General features: G+C 35.6%; 17 protein-coding genes and 1 riboswitch. Of the genes, 13 read left to right on the top strand and 4 right to left on the bottom strand.

Going from position 1 to position 19,097, the window contains the following annotated elements; translation table 11 throughout:
* Window positions 1-53: 53 nt before the first annotated feature.
* On the bottom strand, window positions 54-593 hold the full coding sequence (gene dsbB / locus A6B41_RS07200; protein WP_027074314.1) for a disulfide bond formation protein DsbB: 540 nt from the start codon (window positions 591-593) through the stop codon (window positions 54-56).
* Between the two features lie 63 nt (window positions 594-656).
* Window positions 657-2,198 carry a sodium/proton antiporter NhaB gene (nhaB, locus tag A6B41_RS07195; protein ID WP_027074315.1) on the bottom strand — a complete coding sequence of 514 codons (1,542 nt, stop codon included), beginning with the start codon at window positions 2,196-2,198 and terminating at the stop codon, window positions 657-659.
* Between the two features lie 162 nt (window positions 2,199-2,360).
* On the opposite strand from nhaB, the gene fadR reads away from it, so the two are divergent.
* Together fadR and A6B41_RS07185 are read left to right on the top strand one after the other, a co-directional pair.
* Window positions 2,361-3,086, top strand: coding sequence for a fatty acid metabolism transcriptional regulator FadR (gene fadR / locus A6B41_RS07190; RefSeq protein ID WP_027074316.1), 726 nt, complete (start codon window positions 2,361-2,363; stop codon window positions 3,084-3,086).
* Between the two features lie 11 nt (window positions 3,087-3,097).
* Window positions 3,098-4,168: a PhoH family protein gene (locus A6B41_RS07185; RefSeq protein ID WP_027074317.1), complete on the top strand. Its 1,071-nt coding sequence runs from the start codon at window positions 3,098-3,100 to the stop codon at window positions 4,166-4,168.
* Between the two features lie 98 nt (window positions 4,169-4,266).
* Here A6B41_RS07185 and tkt read toward each other — a convergent pair whose 3' ends face one another.
* Window positions 4,267-6,273: a transketolase gene (gene tkt, locus A6B41_RS07180; protein ID WP_027074318.1), complete on the bottom strand. Its 2,007-nt coding sequence runs from the start codon at window positions 6,271-6,273 to the stop codon at window positions 4,267-4,269.
* 386 nt (window positions 6,274-6,659) lie between these two features.
* Here tkt and rpmE point away from each other — a divergent pair, with 386 nt between their 5' ends.
* From rpmE to ilvY, 9 genes are read left to right on the top strand one after another with little or no spacing between them, the layout of a single operon-like run.
* Complete coding sequence (rpmE, locus tag A6B41_RS07175) at window positions 6,660-6,872, top strand: 50S ribosomal protein L31 (RefSeq protein WP_027074319.1); 213 nt, start codon at window positions 6,660-6,662, stop codon at window positions 6,870-6,872.
* A gap of 57 nt (window positions 6,873-6,929) precedes the next feature.
* Window positions 6,930-7,487 (top strand): nucleotidyltransferase family protein, encoded by a 558-nt coding sequence (locus A6B41_RS07170; protein WP_027074320.1) that lies wholly within the window; start codon window positions 6,930-6,932, stop codon window positions 7,485-7,487.
* A gap of 21 nt (window positions 7,488-7,508) precedes the next feature.
* Entirely contained in the window at window positions 7,509-8,675 is a 1,167-nt protein-coding gene (locus A6B41_RS07165) for a glycosyltransferase (RefSeq protein WP_027074321.1), read from the top strand.
* On the top strand, window positions 8,662-9,810 hold the full coding sequence (locus tag A6B41_RS07160; RefSeq protein ID WP_027074322.1) for a glycosyltransferase family 4 protein: 1,149 nt from the start codon (window positions 8,662-8,664) through the stop codon (window positions 9,808-9,810). The genes A6B41_RS07165 and A6B41_RS07160 overlap by 14 nt, the downstream gene beginning before the upstream one ends.
* 3 nt (window positions 9,811-9,813) lie before the next feature.
* On the top strand, window positions 9,814-10,611 hold the full coding sequence (locus tag A6B41_RS07155; RefSeq protein WP_032847413.1) for a glycosyltransferase family 25 protein: 798 nt from the start codon (window positions 9,814-9,816) through the stop codon (window positions 10,609-10,611).
* On the top strand, window positions 10,604-11,278 hold the full coding sequence (locus A6B41_RS07150; RefSeq protein ID WP_027074323.1) for a glycosyltransferase family 25 protein: 675 nt from the start codon (window positions 10,604-10,606) through the stop codon (window positions 11,276-11,278). The genes A6B41_RS07155 and A6B41_RS07150 overlap by 8 nt, the downstream gene beginning before the upstream one ends.
* 20 nt (window positions 11,279-11,298) lie before the next feature.
* A complete protein-coding gene (locus A6B41_RS07145) occupies window positions 11,299-12,366 on the top strand; it encodes a glycosyltransferase family 9 protein (protein WP_084493751.1) in 1,068 nt (355 codons plus the stop codon).
* The gene (locus A6B41_RS07140) at window positions 12,363-13,394 is read left to right on the top strand and encodes a glycosyltransferase family 9 protein (RefSeq protein WP_027074324.1); all 1,032 of its coding nucleotides are present in this window, start codon (window positions 12,363-12,365) and stop codon (window positions 13,392-13,394) included. The genes A6B41_RS07145 and A6B41_RS07140 overlap by 4 nt, the downstream gene beginning before the upstream one ends.
* Before the next feature lie 4 nt (window positions 13,395-13,398).
* The gene (ilvY, locus tag A6B41_RS07135) at window positions 13,399-14,289 is read left to right on the top strand and encodes an HTH-type transcriptional activator IlvY (protein ID WP_027074325.1); all 891 of its coding nucleotides are present in this window, start codon (window positions 13,399-13,401) and stop codon (window positions 14,287-14,289) included.
* Between the two features lie 90 nt (window positions 14,290-14,379).
* Here ilvY and lon read toward each other — a convergent pair whose 3' ends face one another.
* Complete coding sequence (gene lon / locus A6B41_RS07130; protein ID WP_027074326.1) at window positions 14,380-16,782, bottom strand: endopeptidase La; 2,403 nt, start codon at window positions 16,780-16,782, stop codon at window positions 14,380-14,382.
* A gap of 211 nt (window positions 16,783-16,993) precedes the next feature.
* Window positions 16,994-17,119, top strand: a riboswitch (FMN riboswitch).
* A 189-nt stretch (window positions 17,120-17,308) separates the two neighbouring features.
* Here lon and ribD point away from each other — a divergent pair.
* Both ribD and ribE read left to right on the top strand, forming a co-directional pair.
* Window positions 17,309-18,406: a bifunctional diaminohydroxyphosphoribosylaminopyrimidine deaminase/5-amino-6-(5-phosphoribosylamino)uracil reductase RibD gene (ribD, locus tag A6B41_RS07125; RefSeq protein WP_027074327.1), complete on the top strand. Its 1,098-nt coding sequence runs from the start codon at window positions 17,309-17,311 to the stop codon at window positions 18,404-18,406.
* Window positions 18,407-18,433: 27 nt separating this feature from the next.
* Entirely contained in the window at window positions 18,434-19,081 is a 648-nt protein-coding gene (ribE, locus tag A6B41_RS07120) for a riboflavin synthase (RefSeq protein ID WP_027074328.1), read from the top strand.
* Window positions 19,082-19,097: the final 16 nt, after the last annotated feature.

Here is a 19,097-nt window from a genome sequence, read left to right as displayed (position 1 = left end):
CAAGCGGTAAGATTTTGCAAAATTTTTACAAAATCTTACCGCTTGCAAAATGATTAACGGAACATAAAATGTTGTTTTTGCTGGCTACGTTTGAACTGGCTTACCAAGGAGAGTGCTGCTAAAACAAGATAAATTGCAAAGGTAAAAATAAGCCATTGTGCCATTGAAAATCCTAGCATTTCCCATTGACTTTGGCTGCAATTCACAGGACCTGGAGCAAAAACATCCGGTAGCCATTTATCAAGAGGTAATGTTTGGGGAAAATCCACTTTAAATTCACATTGATTCCAAGGTGATGGATTAACTTGATAATCGTGGTGTTTGAGTGAAAGGGTAAATCCTTTTAATGCACTACCAAGCCAAATAAGAATAGCTAGCCAACGAAGAATTGCGTAACGGTTGCCGATAAAACCTAAAATACCGGCAAACAGAATGCCAAATAAAGCAACCCGTTCATAAATACACATTACACAAGGAACAAGCCCCATACCATGTTGGAAATAAAGGGCAACACCTTCAAGCAAAATGCAACTTAATGTCAGTAAAAACCAAGCATTGCGTGAAAGGGACAGATTTTTAAAGTAATGGAGCATAGCGTGTTCCTCGTTTTATAAAGCTAAAGCATTCTACCTGATTTAAGGTAGATTATCTACCTTCTAGCGTATTACTATCCACCCCCAATTGAGCATCATCTCTGTTAATGATGGTAGCAAGAATTCCAATGATAAGAATCCAATAATTGACAGAACGATAGTATAAGGTAATGCCATATAAACCATTCTACCGTAGGAGAGTTTAATTAACGGTGCGAACGAGGAAGTCAGCAAGAATAAGAAGGCAGCCTGACCATTTGGTGTTGCTACAGAAGGTAGGTTTGTTCCTGTATTAATTGCAACAGCAATTAAATCGAACTGTTCTCGGCTGATGATGCTTGAATCTAATGCTGTTTTTGCCTCATTGATATAAACTGTGCCGACAAACACGTTATCGGAAATCATAGAGAGCAAACCGTTAAAAATGTAGAACAGTGAGAGTTGCGAATGTGGTTCAGCGGATAAGACAAAGCTAATGATTGGTTCGAATAATTTTAAGTCAATAATAACAGCAACTACAGAGAAGAATACAATAAGCAATGCGGTAAAAGGCATTGATTCTTGGAATGCTTTACCTAGAGTGTGTTCATCGGTAATACCACAGAATGCCGTGCAGATGATGATAATAGTTAAACCAATAATACCTACATCGGCAAGATGTAATGCTAAACCAATAATCAACCACACTCCGGCAATTGCTTGAACTAACATTTTAAAGCGATCTTGCTTAGACATTTTTTGCTCTTTTAGCTGGTTGTAACGAGCAAGAACTACCCAAACTTTGCGTGGTAATCTGTCGCCATAGCCGAATATTTTATATTTCTCAACAATAAAACAAGTAGCTGCACCACAAATTAAAACAGGTAAGCTAACAGGTAAAACGCGTAGTAAAAATTCTATAAATCCCCATTCTGCTTGAGAGGCAATAATCAGATTTTGTGGTTCGCCAACCATTGTCATAACGCCACCTAAGGCTGACCCTACCCCGGCGTGCATTAATAAACTTCTTAGGAAACCTCTGAATTGCTCTAAAATTTCTTTGTTGGTGAGGATTTTTTCATCATTAGTAATGTCGGTAGAGTCTTCAAAACTATTACCTGAGGCGACTTTGTGATAGACCCCATAGAAGCCTGTTCCTACACTGATAATCACCGCAATAACGGTTAAAGCATCTAAGAAGGCAGATAAGAAGGCTGCACTTAAGCAGAATGCAAGCGATAGAATTTTCTTCGAGTGAATTGCAACTAATAATTTTGTAAAAATATAAAGCAGAAGTTGCTTCATAAAATAGATACCGGCAACCATGAACATTAAAAGCAAGATTACATCAAAGTTGCTTATAATTTCTTCCTTTATGTGGTGTGGGGAAGTCATGCCGATAAAAACTGCCTCAATGGCTAACAATCCGCCCGGTTGTAAGGGATAGCATTTTAGTGCCATGGCCAGTGTAAAAATAAATTCTGCTACGAGAAACCAACCGGCAGCAAAGGGGCTGATAAATAAATAGATGAGAGGGTTAATGACTAAAAAAGCCAAAATACACAGTTTGTACCATTCTGGGCTTTTACCTAAAAAACTTTTAAAAAGAGTATCAATATGACTCATGTAAAACCTCAAAAATTGTAAATCGATATTGCATTGTAATCTAGTTTAGATTAAAGGATAATAGCCATATTAGATTTTTTAGTTATATAATTGATTCTAGATAAAGAATAGTTAAATTTTAGATTTAAACATAATTTTGTTATGTTCTTGTGGATGTTATCTATGGATAAAAACGATATTTTAAGGGCTCAAAGCCCGGCCGCACTGGCAGAGGAATACATTGTAAAAAGTATCTGGAGTAACCATTTCCCGCCAGGCTCTGATTTACCTGCTGAGCGAGATTTGGCAGAGCGTATAGGGGTTACAAGAACAACATTACGTGAGGTTTTACAGCGCTTAGCTCGTGAAGGTTGGCTGAATATTCAGCATGGTAAACCGACAAGAGTAAATGATATATGGGAAACAGCCGGACCTAATATTATTGGCACTATCATTAAATTAGATAAAAATTATTTACCGGTTATTATTGCAAATGTTGTATCTTTACGTACACGTATGGCCGAGGCTTATATACCTGAAGCTATCTTGTGTGAACCTGAAGAGTGTATCAAATTATTTTCTGAGTTAGAGTGTTTAGAAAATACGGCTCAAGCTTATGCCGAATTTGATTACGCTTTATTTAGGCAATTTACCTTTTTAGCCAATAAGCCTGTTTATGCATTGATTTTAAACAGTTTTAAATCAATGTATCATCAAGTGGCAAAAATCTTCTTTACTGATGAAAATAACCGTCACTTAACTCTTAGTTTTTATCGTACATTGCTAGCAGCTTGTATTGCAAAAGATCATGAAAAAGCCGCCGCTTGTATGGCAAAAAATCGTCAGTCAAGCAGTGAAATTTGGAAAAAACTCTCAGTGAATATCCCAGAGAGTTTTGGTAAGCTTTAAAAGGTATCATTTTGAACGAAATTATATTTAGCTTAGAACCACAAGATAACGCACGTTTGCAGTCTTTATGTGGAGCGTTTGATGAGCATCTGGCATTAATTGAAAAAAGTTTTAATCTGATTATTGCACGTCAAGGATTTAACTTCACCGTGCAATCGGCAGATGAAAACCATTATTCGGCAACCTTGATTCAAAATAGCGTCAAGCTGATTAAGCAGCTTTATAACGAAACTGCCCCTATTAAAGGCAAAATTAAAGAACTTGATTTAGAAGATGTGCATCTTGCTATTCAAGAAAGCCGAATGTTATTGCAAAATCAGTGGCAATCCAGCGTGCAAGGTGAGATATCAATTAAGACTAAACGAGGTGTTATTAAGCCGCGAGGTGAGCATCAACAAGCCTATCTGCGTAATATTTTAAGCCATGATATTAGTTTTGGTATTGGACCTGCCGGTACAGGTAAAACATTTTTAGCGGTGGCTGCTGCGGTGGAATCGTTGGAACGACAAGAAATTCGACGTATTTTGCTGACCCGTCCGGCGGTTGAGGCCGGAGAGAAATTAGGTTTCTTGCCCGGTGATTTAGGGCAAAAAATCGAACCTTATTTACGTCCGTTATATGATGCCCTGTTTGAAATGCTGGGTTTTGAAAAAGCACAAAAGCTGATGGAACGAGGCGTGATTGAAATCGCTCCGCTCGCTTATATGCGTGGACGAACGCTAAATGACGCCTTTATTATTTTAGATGAAAGCCAAAATACCACCACCGAGCAGATGAAAATGTTCTTAACCCGTATTGGCTTTAATTCAAAGGCGGTAATTACGGGCGATGTTACTCAAGTAGATTTACCTCGTAGCCAAAAATCTGGATTAAAACACGCAATGGAAGTGTTGAAAGATGTGCCGGAACTGAGCTTTAATTTCTTCGATAGCAAAGATATTGTTCGTCATCCGGTAGTGGCTAAAATTGTTCAAGCCTATGATGCTTGGGAAGCGATAGATGAAGAACGCCGAGAGCAACGCAAGCTTGAAAAGCTGGCTCTTGAGCAAGAAAAAATCCTCGCACAAGCAGAAACTTTATAACTCAAGCGGTCATATTTGCAAGATTTTTTGCAAATATGACCGCTTGTAAACAATAAAAAAGCGGGAATCAAATTCCCGCTTTTTATTTTATAACAGAATTATAAAATTTCTTTTGCTTTAGCTACTACGTTTTCAACAGTAAAGCCGAAAAGTTTGAATAGTTGGTCAGCAGGTGCTGATTCACCAAAGCTATTCATACCAACAATACGACCTTCAAAGCCAACATATTTGTACCAGAAATCAGATAGCTGGGCTTCAATTGCAACTCGTTTGGTTACTGAACGAGGTAATACTGATTCACGATATGCTTCATCTTGTTTGTCAAACACGTTGGTGCTTGGCATTGAAACAACACGTACTTTCACACCTTCAGAGGCTAATACATCTGCTGCTTTCATTGCTAAATCAACTTCTGAACCTGTTGCGATGAGGATTAAATCCGGGCAACCGCCTTTTTCACAACATTCACGTAAGATATAACCACCGCGAGCAACATTGGCTAATTGCTCAGGATTACGCTCTTGTTGAGCCAAGTTTTGACGGGTAAAGATTAATGCACTTGGACCATCTTTACGCTCAACCGCTGCTTTCCAAGCAACAGCTGACTCCACTTGGTCTGCCGGACGCCATGTTTCTAAGTTTGGAATAAAGCGTAATGAAGCTGTTTGTTCTACAGGTTGGTGTGTTGGACCATCTTCACCTAAACCGATAGAGTCGTGAGTATAGACAAATAATGCACGTTGTTTCATTAATGCTGCCATACGAACTGCATTGTGAGCGTATTCATAGAACATTAAGAATGTTGCACCGTAAGGAATGAAACCACCGTGTAAAGCAATACCGTTCATAATAGCGGACATACCAAACTCACGCACACCATAGTTGATGTAGTTACCATCTACATTGTGATCGGCTCGGATTGGTTTTGAGCCAGACCATAATGTTAAGTTTGAGCTCGCTAAGTCTGCTGAACCACCTAAGAATTCAGGTAAGATATGAGCGTAAGCTTCAATTGCATTTTGTGATGCTTTACGACTTGCGATAGTTGCCGGATTCGCCTGTAATTTTTCAATAAATGCTTTGCTTTCTGCTTCCCAGTTTGCCGGTAATTCACCAGCAGTACGGCGTTTGAATTCCGCTGCTAATTCAGGATAAGCGACTTCATAGGCTGCAAATTTTGCATTCCAATCTTTCTCAGCTAAAGTGCCTTTACCTTTTGCGTCCCATTCTGAATAGATATCTGCCGGGATTTCAAATGGTGCGTGTTCCCAGCCTAAGAATTCACGGGAAGCTTGAATTTCTGCATCACCTAATGGTGCACCATGGCAATCATGAGATGCTGATTTATTTGGTGAGCCATACCCGATAATTGTTTTACAAATAATTAAGGTTGGACGCTCTTTTTCTGCTTGTGCATTCTCAATTGCAAATTTGATTTGCTCAGGGTTATGACCATCTACATTACGGATAACTTGCCAGCCATAAGACTCAAAGCGTTGTGCGGTATCATCAGTGAACCAACCGTCAACGTGACCATCAATTGAAATATTGTTGTCATCGTAGAATGCAATTAATTTGCCTAAACCTAATGTACCGGCTAATGAACATGCTTCATGCGATACACCTTCCATTAAACAGCCATCACCTAAGAATGCGTAGGTATAGTGGTTTACAATTTCATGACCTTCGCGATTAAATTGTGCAGCAAGTGTTTTTTCTGCAATAGCCATACCCACTGCATTGGTAATGCCTTGACCTAAAGGGCCGGTTGTTGTTTCAACACCCGGAGCGTAGCCATACTCAGGATGACCTGGAGTTTTAGAGTGTAATTGACGGAATTGTTTTAAATCTTCAATAGAAAGATCATAGCCGGTCAAATGAAGTAAGCTATAAATTAGCATTGAACCATGGCCGTTTGATAGAACGAAACGGTCGCGATCTGCCCATTTAGGATTAGTCGGGTTATGTTTTAAAAAATCACGCCATAAAACTTCAGCAATATCAGCCATACCCATTGGTGCACCAGGGTGCCCGGAGTTAGCTTTTTGTACTGCATCCATACTTAAAAAACGAATTGCATTTGCAAGTTTTTTACGTTCTGCCATGTGTTTACTCCTAGTAAAGAATGTTGTATATAAATGTGAGAAAATTGGTCCGTTGATTCTAACCAGTTTTTAAGAAAAACTCAAAAAATCTAAATATAAAAAATGTGATCTATCTCACAAAAATGTGATTATATGATGATTTTTTGTGATTGTTTTTGATTTTTTTTGCCATGGGATTTGCTGCTTTAATTTCAAGAGAATGACTTGCTAATTCTTTATAACAGTTGTATTTAATGGTTGATCTCGGCTACAAATTTATCTAGAATATGCACTCTTTTTAGGCGTTGAGCAAATGCTCAATATTTTTATTAATCACATATGGTACCTATTAGCGGTAGAGAGTCTAACAAGATAGGTGGCGATATGGCTTCTTATGAGGTTCCCCAATGAAACAAAATATTCATCCAGAATATAAAGAAATTACTGCAACATGTTCTTGCGGTAATGTAGTTAAAACCCGCTCAACAGTAGGTAAAGATTTAAACTTAGACGTATGTGGTAACTGCCACCCGTTCTACACTGGTAAACAACGTGTTGTTGACACCGGTGGTCGTGTTGAGCGCTTTAACAAACGTTTCAGCATCCCAAGCACAAAATAATTTAGTTATTGCAAACCCCGCATATGCGGGGTTTTGTCTATTTAAGGTTGATTAGATATGTTAGCAAAAGTTGAGAAATTAATTGATGAAATTAATAAAGTACATTTAGCTTTTTCACTAGATTATTTTGAATCCGGTAAAATTGAAAAAGTAAATCTCAAACATACACTAGCCAACGTCCCTGTAGAACATATTTTAGCGTATCGACTAAATTTACACGAATCTATTAATGACTATTTATACCGTGCTGATTTATATGATACCCATTATTTTTATCGAGTAAAAACTTCAGAGTCTATTCTTTATAAAATTGAACGCTTTAATCAACGTAGCGAGGGTTATCCTGTAAATAGTATTTTAAATGATATATTTGGTGCAAGAATCATTGTTGATAGTGAAACTATTCAACAAGTAATGGATAATTTAGATGAATGGAAAGAAAAGTATGGTTTGAAAAATTGGTATTTACGAGATAAAGAAGAATATATTGGTATTCATATTTATTTTAAAAATGCGAGCAACTTTTATTACCCTTGGGAATTACAAGTCTGGGATAAGAAAGATTCGGAGAGAAATATTCAAAGCCATATGAAGCATAAACGTAATTTTATATAATTATTGCAATAAGGAATATAAGTGAAAATATTATTTTTACATAAATGGTTGATTATGGGAGGGATAGAAAGGATTCTAGTAAACTATCTCTCAATATTGCAAGATGAAAAAAATCTCCATATAGATGTACTTATTGATTATGATAAAGAAAATAATGTATTTCATCGATTAATTCCAAGTGGTATGAATGTTGATTATTTGTTTAATAATCACTACTGTTCATATAAAGAAAATTTATATTCTGAAAGAAATAAAAATTGGCTAAAAAAGATTAAATACAAATTCTTTAATTTTAAAGAGAAAATGGTTAAACGGAAAAGTTTGATGGATTATATCTCAAAAGGAATGTATGATATTATAATTAATTTTAGTAATCATTTTGATTCTTATATCATTTTTGAAGAATTGACGTGTCCCGTGATTAGATGGCAGCATTTGGCAATAGATAATAATATTAGAGAAAAAGATATAAAGATTTTAAATAAATACCATAAAGTTATTACAATTTGTGAGGATATGAAAAAGCAGTTAATTAATTTTATACCCTCTGATAAAATAGAAGTTTTATTTAATCCAATAGAAGTGAATAAAGTACTTAAACTATCTAATGAGAGCACTCCAGTTGAATATGAATTTGGTTATTTAGTACAAGTCGCTAGATTGGATAAAATAAAAAGACATTCAGATTTGATTGCTATTTTTAGTCAATTGGTTAATAGTGGTAGAAAAGAGAAATTATTAATTATTGGTGGTGGACCAGAATTCTATAATTTAAAAAATTTAATTAATGATTTAAGTTTGCAAGAAAGTTGTTATTTACTAGGTGAAATAGAAAATCCATATCCTTACATAAAAAATGCCAAGCTATTTCTTCACACCTCAGAAAGAGAAGGTTTACCTACGGTATTACTTGAAAGTATAATTTTAAATACTCCAGTAGTAGCAATGGACTGTCCAACAGGACCAAGAGAAATTTTAGATAATGGAAGATGTGGTGAGCTTGTTGAAATGGGAAATAAAGAGGAATTTATTTACAAAACTCTAGTATTACTAGAGGAACAAGAGAAAATCAATTATTATAAAAATAATATGAATATTCATATTAAAAAATTTAGTGAGTTTGAAATCAAAAGAAAATTTCTATCACTTATTTATCAGATGACAGGAATTAATAATGAAAAAATTTAAAGTAGCACTACTTATTAATGAATATTTTGGAGCTTTAGGTACAGGATTTGGTGGATATGGTTTTTTAGCGCGTAGATTGATTACTAAATACTTGAATAATGATAATGTGCAAGTTGATGTTCTACTAAAAACCACATCAAGAAATTTTGGTATATTTGCTAGAAAACATAATGTTGATGGAGTCAATGTCTATGAGATACCTAAAAAAGAATGGTTTGCAAAAAGATGGTTAAAAAGTCAAAATTATGATGCTTACTTAAGCATTGAGACTACTTTTGATCTACCTATAATGATTGAGCCAAATAAAGAGAAAAAATTAATTTTTTGGATTCAAGACCCTAGACCATTAAGTGATTGGGATGAAATTAATACAGTAAAACTGTTTCCTGAGTCCTGCTATTATGATCAAAAAGCCTATGATAATGTACATCAACTTTATAAGGAAAATAGAATCAAATTTGTATCTCAAGGATATTTTTTAAATGATAAAGCTAAAGAACTCTATCGCCTAGATGACGATGTAGAGATTACTTATTTGCCAAATCCGATTGAAATTGATGAGCAATTTGATGTAACTACTTATCCTAAAAAAGACATTATTATTTTCTTAGGACGTATTGAATCAGTTAAGCGAGGTTGGTTATTCTGTGAGATAGCTAAAAAATGCCCTGAATATAATTTTTATATGTTAGGGCAAACATTCTATGATGCAGAGAGAAATTCCGAAATTATCAATCAATATAAGAATGTTCCAAATTTACATTTTGTTGGCCACGTAGATGGTGAAGTAAAAAATCAGTATCTAAAAGATGCAAAGATTTTAATTAATACCTCTATTCACGAAGCATTACCGATTTCATTTTTGGAAGCGTTATCTTATGGAACTTTATTAGTTAGTAATCAGAATCCGGAAAATTTAACAGCTAAATTTGGTGTGGATGTTGGTACTGTTTTAGGTGATGGATTTGAATCCGTTTCACTTTATGTAAATGCTGTCAGAGAGATAATACAGAATGATGAGAAACGTACTAAATTGGCATTAGAGGCGGTAGAATATATTAAAGAGGTTCATAATATGCCGAAATTTATTGCTGATATGACACGTATATTATCGCAAACTGTTAATAAGGAGTAAGTTATGGAAGTTTTTGTTATTAGTTTAGAAATGAATAATGAAGAAAGACGAACTCATATCCAAAATGAGTTTGCTAAACACGGTATCCCATTTAAATTCTTTAATGCAATAACACCTTCTCAATTGTCTGAAGTTAAGTTAAAATTTAATATAAATACGGATAACTCACAACTTACGCAAGGGGAGCTTGCTTGTCTGTTTAGTCATTTATCTCTGTATTTATATATGATTGAGAAAAATCTGGAAAAAATATGTATTTTTGAAGATGATATTTATTTATCAAAATATAGTAAAATAGTAATAAATGAAATATCTAGTATTGAATCGGATTTCGATATTTTAAAGCTAGAGAAGTCTTTATCATATATTTCAACTTCATTTTTTTCAGTTAAGAAGTTAAATAATATTTTTAATATATATGAATTAAAAAGTGAGCATTTGGGGGCTGCAGGATATGTGATATCACTGAATTTTGCCAAAGTATTATTTGAAAATATAGAAACTTGGATGGTTTCTAAGCAGCCTATAGATATCTTATTATTTAATAAATTATTAAATAAAGGTTTTAAAGTATGGCAAACCTTGCCTGCTGTTTGTGTACAGGACTTTATTAAATATGGTGAAGATAAAAATTTTCCTAGTGCATTAGAATATGAGAGAGCTGGGAAATATGAAATTATTGAATATAAAAAATCTAGATTTATTTTAACCAGAGTATTTAAGGAATTTTTGAGACCATTTAGACGAATTCAAAATAGAATTAAGTTACTGTTACTTAATAAGGTAAACTTTTATGAATAATCTACCCCCTATTTTTATCATCAGTTTAAAAAATTCTTCACGCAGAAAAGAAATCTCGGAAAGACTAAATAGCTTAGGGTTAGAGTTTCAATTTTTTGACGCAGTATATGGTAAAGAGCTTACAAAAGAACAGCTCAACCAAGTTGATTTTGAATTCTATCCGCAAAAGTATGCGGCAAGAAAACCATTAACATTGGGAGAAATAGGTTGTGCATTAAGCCATATAAAAATGTATGAGTATATTGTCAATAATAATATTCCAGAAGCAATTATTTTGGAAGATGATGCGATAGTATCTCTTTATTTTAAGCAAATTTTAGCGGATGTATTAAAAAAAGTACCATATCGTAGAGAAATTATTTTTTTCGATCACGGTAAGGCAAAAGTATTTCCATTTATGAAAAATTTAGTAGAGCGTTATCGCCTAGCAAGATATTTAAAGCCTTCAAAAAACTCTAAACGTTCTATTATTAGAACGACTGCTTATTTAATTACTCAAGAAGGAGCTAAGAAATTACTTAAATTTGCTTATCCAGTTCGCTTGCCATCTGATTTTTTAACTGGCTTGATACAAATGACAAATATTCATGCTTATGGTGTAGAACCTGCTTGTGTTTTTGGTGGGCATATTTCAGAAATTGATGAGATTGAGAATAGATATAAATAAATCGATTGGTATTCAGCGTAATGAAAATCTTCAAGAAATTAATTCTTTCTTTATTGGAAAAACGCCATATTCTGGATGATAAAGTTTTACATTCTGCAGTAATTAACTCTATTCTCATTCGCCCTCTTGGCTGGGCGATTGGTGATGCAGTAGTTCATACAGCACATATCAATCAGCTTAGGAAACTTTATCCTAATGCAAAAATTGGAGTAGTGGTTGCCTCTGGTAATAAAATAATCTATGAGCATTCTCAATTGGTTGATTGTTATATTTATAGGAACCTAGTAGATTATATTAGAAATTATAAAAAATGGGATTTAGTTATTGATTTTGAAAATAATTTTAATACATCTTCTCTACTAATGGACAGGATTATTAATCCTGAATATATTGCAATTTTTAGAAAGTATCATAAAAATCATTACAATTTGGATAATGTTAAAAATTATAATTTCTATTATCCACAAGAAGCTAGTGAGAAATTAAGTAATTATTTATTAAACTCAGGATTTAATCTTAATAATAGTTTATCTATTGAATATAGTATTTTAAAAACTCAGTCAGAACATGATGATAAAGTATCAGATATATGGACATCGGGTAAATACAGATTGCTATTATGTCCTTATGGCAGTAAACGTAAGATTCCTGCCAATGAATTAGTGGTATTACTTAATCAGTCTATTATAGAAAAGGCTGAAGAAATAGATATTATTTTAAGTTATACAGAATTATCTCAAGAGTATTATCAAGAACTTAAACAAAATTGTCCGAATTTAAATATTCGATTATCGCCTAAGATGTCATTAAGTGAATATTTATCTTTGGTTGCAAGTGCAGATTTTGTGATTGCTGTTGATGGTGGTGCATTGCATATTGCATGTGCATTTCAAAAACCATTATTAAGTTTTTTTGCTAAAAGTATGCCGAATATGGGAACGTGGGAGCCATTACTTTTGCCAAGTACGCCTCATTTTAAAGTTTTAACTAAAAATGATGTAGGGACAAATTCTAATTTGACTGAAAATTTTGAACTTTCCAAAGCAATTAACTGGCTTAAACATTATTTGGAAGAAAATTGTGTATGAAAATAAAATTATTTTTACAAAAAATTCGCCTATTTCTAGGGAAATATATCCTTGATCGAAAAAGGGAATGTAAATCTCTTGTAATATCACCTGAAAAAATTCTTTTTTTACGACAGGATGGGAAAATAGGAGATTATATTGTTAGCTCATTTGTTTTTCGTGAGTTAAAAAAGCAAAAGAATGATTTAACAATAGGAATTGTTTGCACAAAAAAAGATGCTTATTTATACAAGAAAAATCCATATATTGATCATATCTACTATGTAAAAAAACGTAATATATTAGATTATATAAAATGTGGAATAAGATTAAGCAAAGAAAAATATGATATTGTGGTTGATCCGACAATTTTAATAAGAAACAGAGATCTTTTACTTTTACGGTTGATTAATGCTAAGTATTATATTGGTTATCAGAAAGAGAGTTATCAGCTTTTTAATATAAATATTAAAACTCCTCAGCATTTTTCTGAAATATATAAAACCGCACTAGAAATGGTAGGGTTTAAAGTTGATGATGATAGTTATGACATACCATTCGATAAAACATCACAAGATGAAATAATGACATATTTGGATAAGAATGAAATTAAAAATTATATTGCAATTAATTTTTTTGGGGCCGCTAATTCAAGAAAGGTTAGTTACGATAATATAATAAGATATATTGAATATCTAAAAAAAATTATACCAAGTAAACCTCTTATATTACTTAGTTATCCCGATGTTTTTGAGGAATTAAGCTCAATATCAAAAAAATATCAAGGTGTTTATGTACCACCAACAAAGACTATTTTTAATACTATTGAGTTAATTAGGACTGCAGAAGTTATTATTTCACCTGATACAGCAACGGTGCATATTGCATCCGGTCTGAATAAAAAAATAATTGCTCTTTATGGAGATGGTATAGAAAATTTTACTCATTGGAGACCATTAAATAAATCAGAAACCCATATTTTGTTTTATAAGGAAAATATCAATGAAATTTCTCCTGAACAAATAAAGCCGGAATGGTTAGTGGATTAAAAATATGGAATTCCAAAGCCTTAAACTTTTCCTAGACATCGCCCAAACCCGTAGTTTTATTCGTAGTGCGGAGAAAAACTATATGACGGCTTCCACACTCACTCGCCATATTCAGCGAATGGAGGAGGAGTTGGGACAGCCGTTGTTTCTACGGGATAATCGCCAAGTGCATTTAACGGAAGCTGGTGAAAAATTTTTGGAATTTGCTAAACAAAGCTGGACGGAATGGCAGCAGCTTCAACACCAACTTTCACCAACTCAAGGGGAATTAGAAGGTGAGTTGAAAGTATTCTGTTCGGTAACGGCAGCCTATAGTCATTTACCTCAGATTTTGTCACGTTTTCGTCAAGTTCATCCCAAGGTAGAAATTAAACTGAGTACGGGCGACCCGGCTCAGGCAGTGCATGAAGTGCAATCATTATCAGCAGATATTTCTGTTGCAGGTAAGCCGGCGTTTTTACCAAATAACATTGTTTTTCATTATATTGATGATATTAAGCTCTCAATTATTGCTCCTCGCGTAGCCTGTGCAGCAACGCAAATTTTGCAGCAGTCACCGATAGATTGGAAAAATGTTCCCTTTATTTTGCCGGTTAATGGACCGGTAAGAAAACGTATTGATCGTTGGTTTAAAGAACAGAAAATTAAAGAACCTCGAATTTATGCTACGGTCAGCGGGCATGAAGCCATAGTGCCGATGGTAGCTCTTGGCTTTGGAGTAGCCTTGCTGCCTGATGTAGTGATTAAACATAGTCCGATGAATAATCAGGTCTCTTATTTGAATTTGCCTTTCCCAATTACACCTTTTGAGTTGGGTATTTGTGTTCAACAAAAACGCCTTCAAGAACCGATTCTTGAAGCATTCTGGGCATTATTGCCACATATCAATCCATAATAAACAAGCGGTTATTTTTTCGCAAAATTTTGCAAGAAAATAACCGCTTGTATGTTAGAGCAGTTTGCACTGCTCTATATTTTTGAGAAATTATTGAACCACTGCTTTAGTACGTGATTTTTTCACTTTGATTTGTGCTTTTGGCATCACGTCAATTCCCATTGGTGGGTTTTCAAGGGCGATTGCCAGCACTTCATCAATGGTTTCAACTGCATGGATATTCAGGGCTGCTTTAGCATTTTCTGGAATTTCCTCTAAGTCTTTCTCATTCTCTTTCGGAATAATTACGGTAGTAATGCCACCACGGTGTGCTGCAAGTAATTTCTCTTTGAGGCCGCCGATTGGAAGTACTTTTCCACGTAGGCTGATTTCCCCTGTCATTGCGACTTCTTTACGAACAGGGTTACCTGTGAGGCTAGAAATTAATGCAGTACACATCGCAATACCCGCACTTGGACCATCTTTAGGCGTTGCACCATCCGGCACGTGAACGTGAATATCACGTTTCTCGTAGAAGTCTTCCGCAATACCTAATTTTTCTGCTCTGGCTCGTACTACCATCATTGCCGCTTGGATAGATTCTTTCATCACATCGCCTAGTGAGCCGGTGTACGAGAATTTGCCTTTACCGGTTACCGATGTAGTTTCAATAGTTAATAAATCTCCACCTACTTCTGTCCAAGCTAGCCCTGTCACCTCACCAATACGGTTTTGACTGTCCATTTTGCCGTAGTCAAAGCGTTTGACACCTAAATAGTCTTCGATATTATGCTCAGAGACCGTAATAGATTTCAGTTTTTTATCCAACACTAGTGCTTTTACGGCTTTACGGCAGATTTTAGCAATTTCACGCTCAAGCCCACGTACGCCGGCTTCACGGGTGTAGTAGCGGATAATGCTTAAAATTGCACTGTCTTCAACCACTAATTCACCTTCTTTTAAGCCGTTATTTTCCTGCTGTTTTGCCAGTAAGTGGTCACGGGCAATGTGCATTTTTTCATCTTCGGTATAACCGGAAAGACGAATAACTTCCATACGATCTAATAATGCCGGCGGAATATTCATGGAGTTTGAAGTTGCCACAAACATGACATCTGATAAATCGTAGTCCACTTCCAAATAGTGATCGTTAAAGGCTTTGTTTTGCTCAGGGTCTAACACTTCAAGTAAGGCAGAGGCAGGGTCACCACGCATATCTTGAGCCATTTTGTCGATTTCATCTAACAAGAATAGCGGATTACGTACACCCACTTTTGCCATTTTCATCATTAATTGCCCCGGCATTGAGCCAATGTAGGTACGGCGATGGCCACGGATCTCCGCTTCATCACGTACACCACCTAATGCCATACGCACATATTTACGTCCTGTTGCATTGGCAATAGATTGACCTAATGAAGTTTTTCCCACGCCCGGTGGGCCAACTAAGCAAAGAATAGGCCCTTTTAATTTGTTTAAACGGCTTTGCACTGCAAGGTATTCGACAATGCGTTCTTTCACACGTTCTAAACCGTAGTGATCTTTATCTAAAACTGCTTGGGCTTTGGCTAAATCTTTTTTGACTGCCGATTTTGTATGCCAAGGCATTTGTAAAATCCAGTCAATATAGCCACGCACCACGGTTGCTTCAGAAGAGCTTTGTGGCATTGCTTTGAGCTTTCTAAATTCAGCATCAAGCTTTTCTTTGACTTCGGTTGGTAATTTTGCCGCATCAATTTTTTCTTTAAGCTTATCTAACTCACTCTGCTCGACATCATCTCCATTGCCTAGCTCTTTTTGGATCGCTTTGATTTGTTCATTAAGGTAGTAATCACGTTGGTTTTTTTCCATTTGTTGCTTCACACGGTTACGGATACGGGTTTCAGTTTCAAGTGTATCCATCTCCGTTGCCATCGCAATTAATAGAGCATCAAAACGAGCAATTAGATTTGCTTCTTCTAAAAGTTCCTGTTTTTTCTTCACTGGGGCAATTAGATTGGAAGCAATAGTATCTGCCAAGCGGTCTTCAAGTGTGATTCTTTGCAATTTAGGCAAAATTTCAGCCGGAATTTTCTTATTATTTTTAACGTAATTTTCAAATTCCGCGAGAGTAGTTTTAGCAATAGTTTTTAACTCTTCATTTTCCTCATCATATTCAGAGTTGATCGGTTGAACTTCCGCCCAAAAGCCTTTTTCGTCATCATGAATCTGTTCAATTTTGGCACGACTTTGACCCTCAACCAATACTTTTACCGTCCCGTCCGGTAGGTTAAGCATTTGAATGATATTGGCAACCACCCCAACGTTATACATATCTTCGCTATTAGGGTCTTCTTTATTTGGATCTTGCTGAGTAACTAAAAACAGCTGTTTATTTGAATCCATCGCCGAGCGTAGGGCTTGAATTGATTTTTCACGTCCTACAAATAACGGCATAACCATATAAGGGAATACCACCACATCGCGTAACGGAAGTAGTGGTAATTCAATTGTTTTCTTTCTTCTTGGTGCCATAAATTTGCTCTCTTTATCTCACATAAAATGTAATTTACCCATTATGAGGACGAATTTATGAAAAACAAGGGAAAATTTGATTTAAATTAAAAAAACTCAATGTAATCAAGCTCATATTATTTTTCGATTTAATCAATCGTTAAAAACTTACTAAAGTAGTCAAATTCTTACTTGACATCACAAGCGAATGAAAGCAGAATTCTTGCCAAATTTTTATCTTCAGGGCAGGGTGAAATTCCCGATCGGCGGTAAAGTCCGCGAGCGAAACGAAAAAGGTTTGGCAGGAACCGGTGAAACTCCGGTACCGACAGTATAGTCTGGATGGAAGAAGAGTCAAAAATCGTAAAAATACCGTACAAGCGGTTGTTTTTTGCGTCTTTTTTGCAAGCCTTGAGATCGTGTGATTTCAAGGCTTTATTATTTTAAATTAAGTTGGCATTTGCAAAATTTTAAAGAAATTTGACCGCTTGTATTTAAAATAATCTTTCATCACGCCCTCAATTTCTGACTTAATCCGCTAAAAACCATGACTGATGCTCAATATATGGCTTATGCCATCGAACTTGCCAAAAAAGCCCAAGGCTGGACAAATCCGAATCCTCTAGTCGGCTGTGTGATTGTTAAAAACGGCAAAATCGTCGCTGAGGGATACCATGAAAAATATGGCAAATGGCATGCTGAACGTAACGCAATTTTAAATTCTCAGCAAGATTTAACAGGTGCAACGGCTTATGTCACGTTAGAGCCTTGTTGCCATCATGGAAAAACGCCTCCGTGTTCAGATTTATTAATTGAACGTGGTATTCAAAAAATCTTTATCGGCTCTCGTGATCCAAATCCGCTGGTTTCCGGTAACGGGGCTATGCAGTTGAAAGCGGCAGGTATTGAAGTGGTTGAAGATTTTATGCGAGCGGAATGTGATGAACTGAACCCGATTTTCTTCCACTATATTCAAACCAAGCTCCCTTATGTGTTGCTGAAATATGCGATGACCGCGGATGGTAAAATTGCGACTAGCACAGGCGAATCGAAATGGATTACAGGCGAGTTAGCTCGGGCAAAAGTGCAACAAACCCGTCATCAATATAGTGCAATTATGGTGGGTGTGGAAACGGTGTTAGCGGACGATCCAGTGCTTAACAGCCGAATGGAAAATGCGAAACAGCCGGTGCGGATTGTGTGTGATAGCCGACTACGCACGCCACTGGATTGCAAATTGGTTCAAACAGCCAAAGAATATCGCACCATCATCGCCACCGTAAATGATGACAAAGTTTCTCATGAGCCTTACCAACGGTTTGGCGTGGAAGTGATAGTCGTCGAAGCTGATAACAAGCGGGTGAATTTACCGAAACTTTTGCAAAAATTAGGCGAAATGCAAATTGACAGTTTATTAATTGAAGGTGGTTCCAGCCTGAATTTTAGTGCGTTAAAAGCCGGTTGTGTAAATAGAATACATTGCTATATTGCACCGAAATTAGTAGGTGGCAAGGCTGCAAAAACACCCATTGGTGGAGAAGGGATTGCTGAGTTATCTCAGGCAGTACAATTAACGCTGAAATCAACCGAGCTGATTGGTGAAGATATTTTGTTGGATTATGAGGTAAGTTCCTCTTTTAGATAAAGAGGCATAGCATGGGGAAAATAATTAATGTTTACAGGGATTATTGAAGAAGTAGGCAGTATCGCCCAAATTAAAAAACAGGGCGAGTTTGCGGTTGTAACAATAAAGGCAAAAAAAATTCTAAAAGATGTACACTTGGGCGATAGCATTGCAGTAAATGGGGTTTGTTTAACGGTAACTTCTTTTACAACAGAACAATTTACCGCAGATGTGATGTCTGAAACGCTTAAGCGAACTTCGTTAGGTGAATTAGGCATGAATAGTCCTGTTAATCTTGAACGTGCTATGGCAGCTAACGGACGTTTTGGCGGGCATATTGTGTCAGGACATATTGATGGTACAGGCACAATTGCAGAGATTACTCCGGCAGACAATGCCACTTGGTATCGTATTCAAACCTCGCCAAAATTAATGCGTTATATTATTGAAAAAGGCTCAATTACTATTGATGGTATTAGTTTAACGGTGGTAGATACCGATGAAAACTCATTTCGTGTTTCAATTATTCCACACACTATTAAAGAAACCAATCTTGGCACTAAAAAAGTCGGTAGTTTGGTGAATTTAGAAAATGATATTGTAGGCAAATATATTGAACAGTTTTTATTAAAAAAAGAAGTGGAAAATCCGGCGAGTAAATTGACGGTCGATTTTCTGAAAAATGCAGGTTTTTAAAATTAGAAAGGATCAA

Source organism: Mannheimia granulomatis (genome assembly GCF_013377255.1).
In the GTDB taxonomy this organism is placed as follows: domain Bacteria; phylum Pseudomonadota; class Gammaproteobacteria; order Enterobacterales; family Pasteurellaceae; genus Mannheimia; species Mannheimia granulomatis.
Note: the sequence above shows the minus strand (reverse complement) of the source record. Positions and strands in the feature narration are given on the sequence as shown.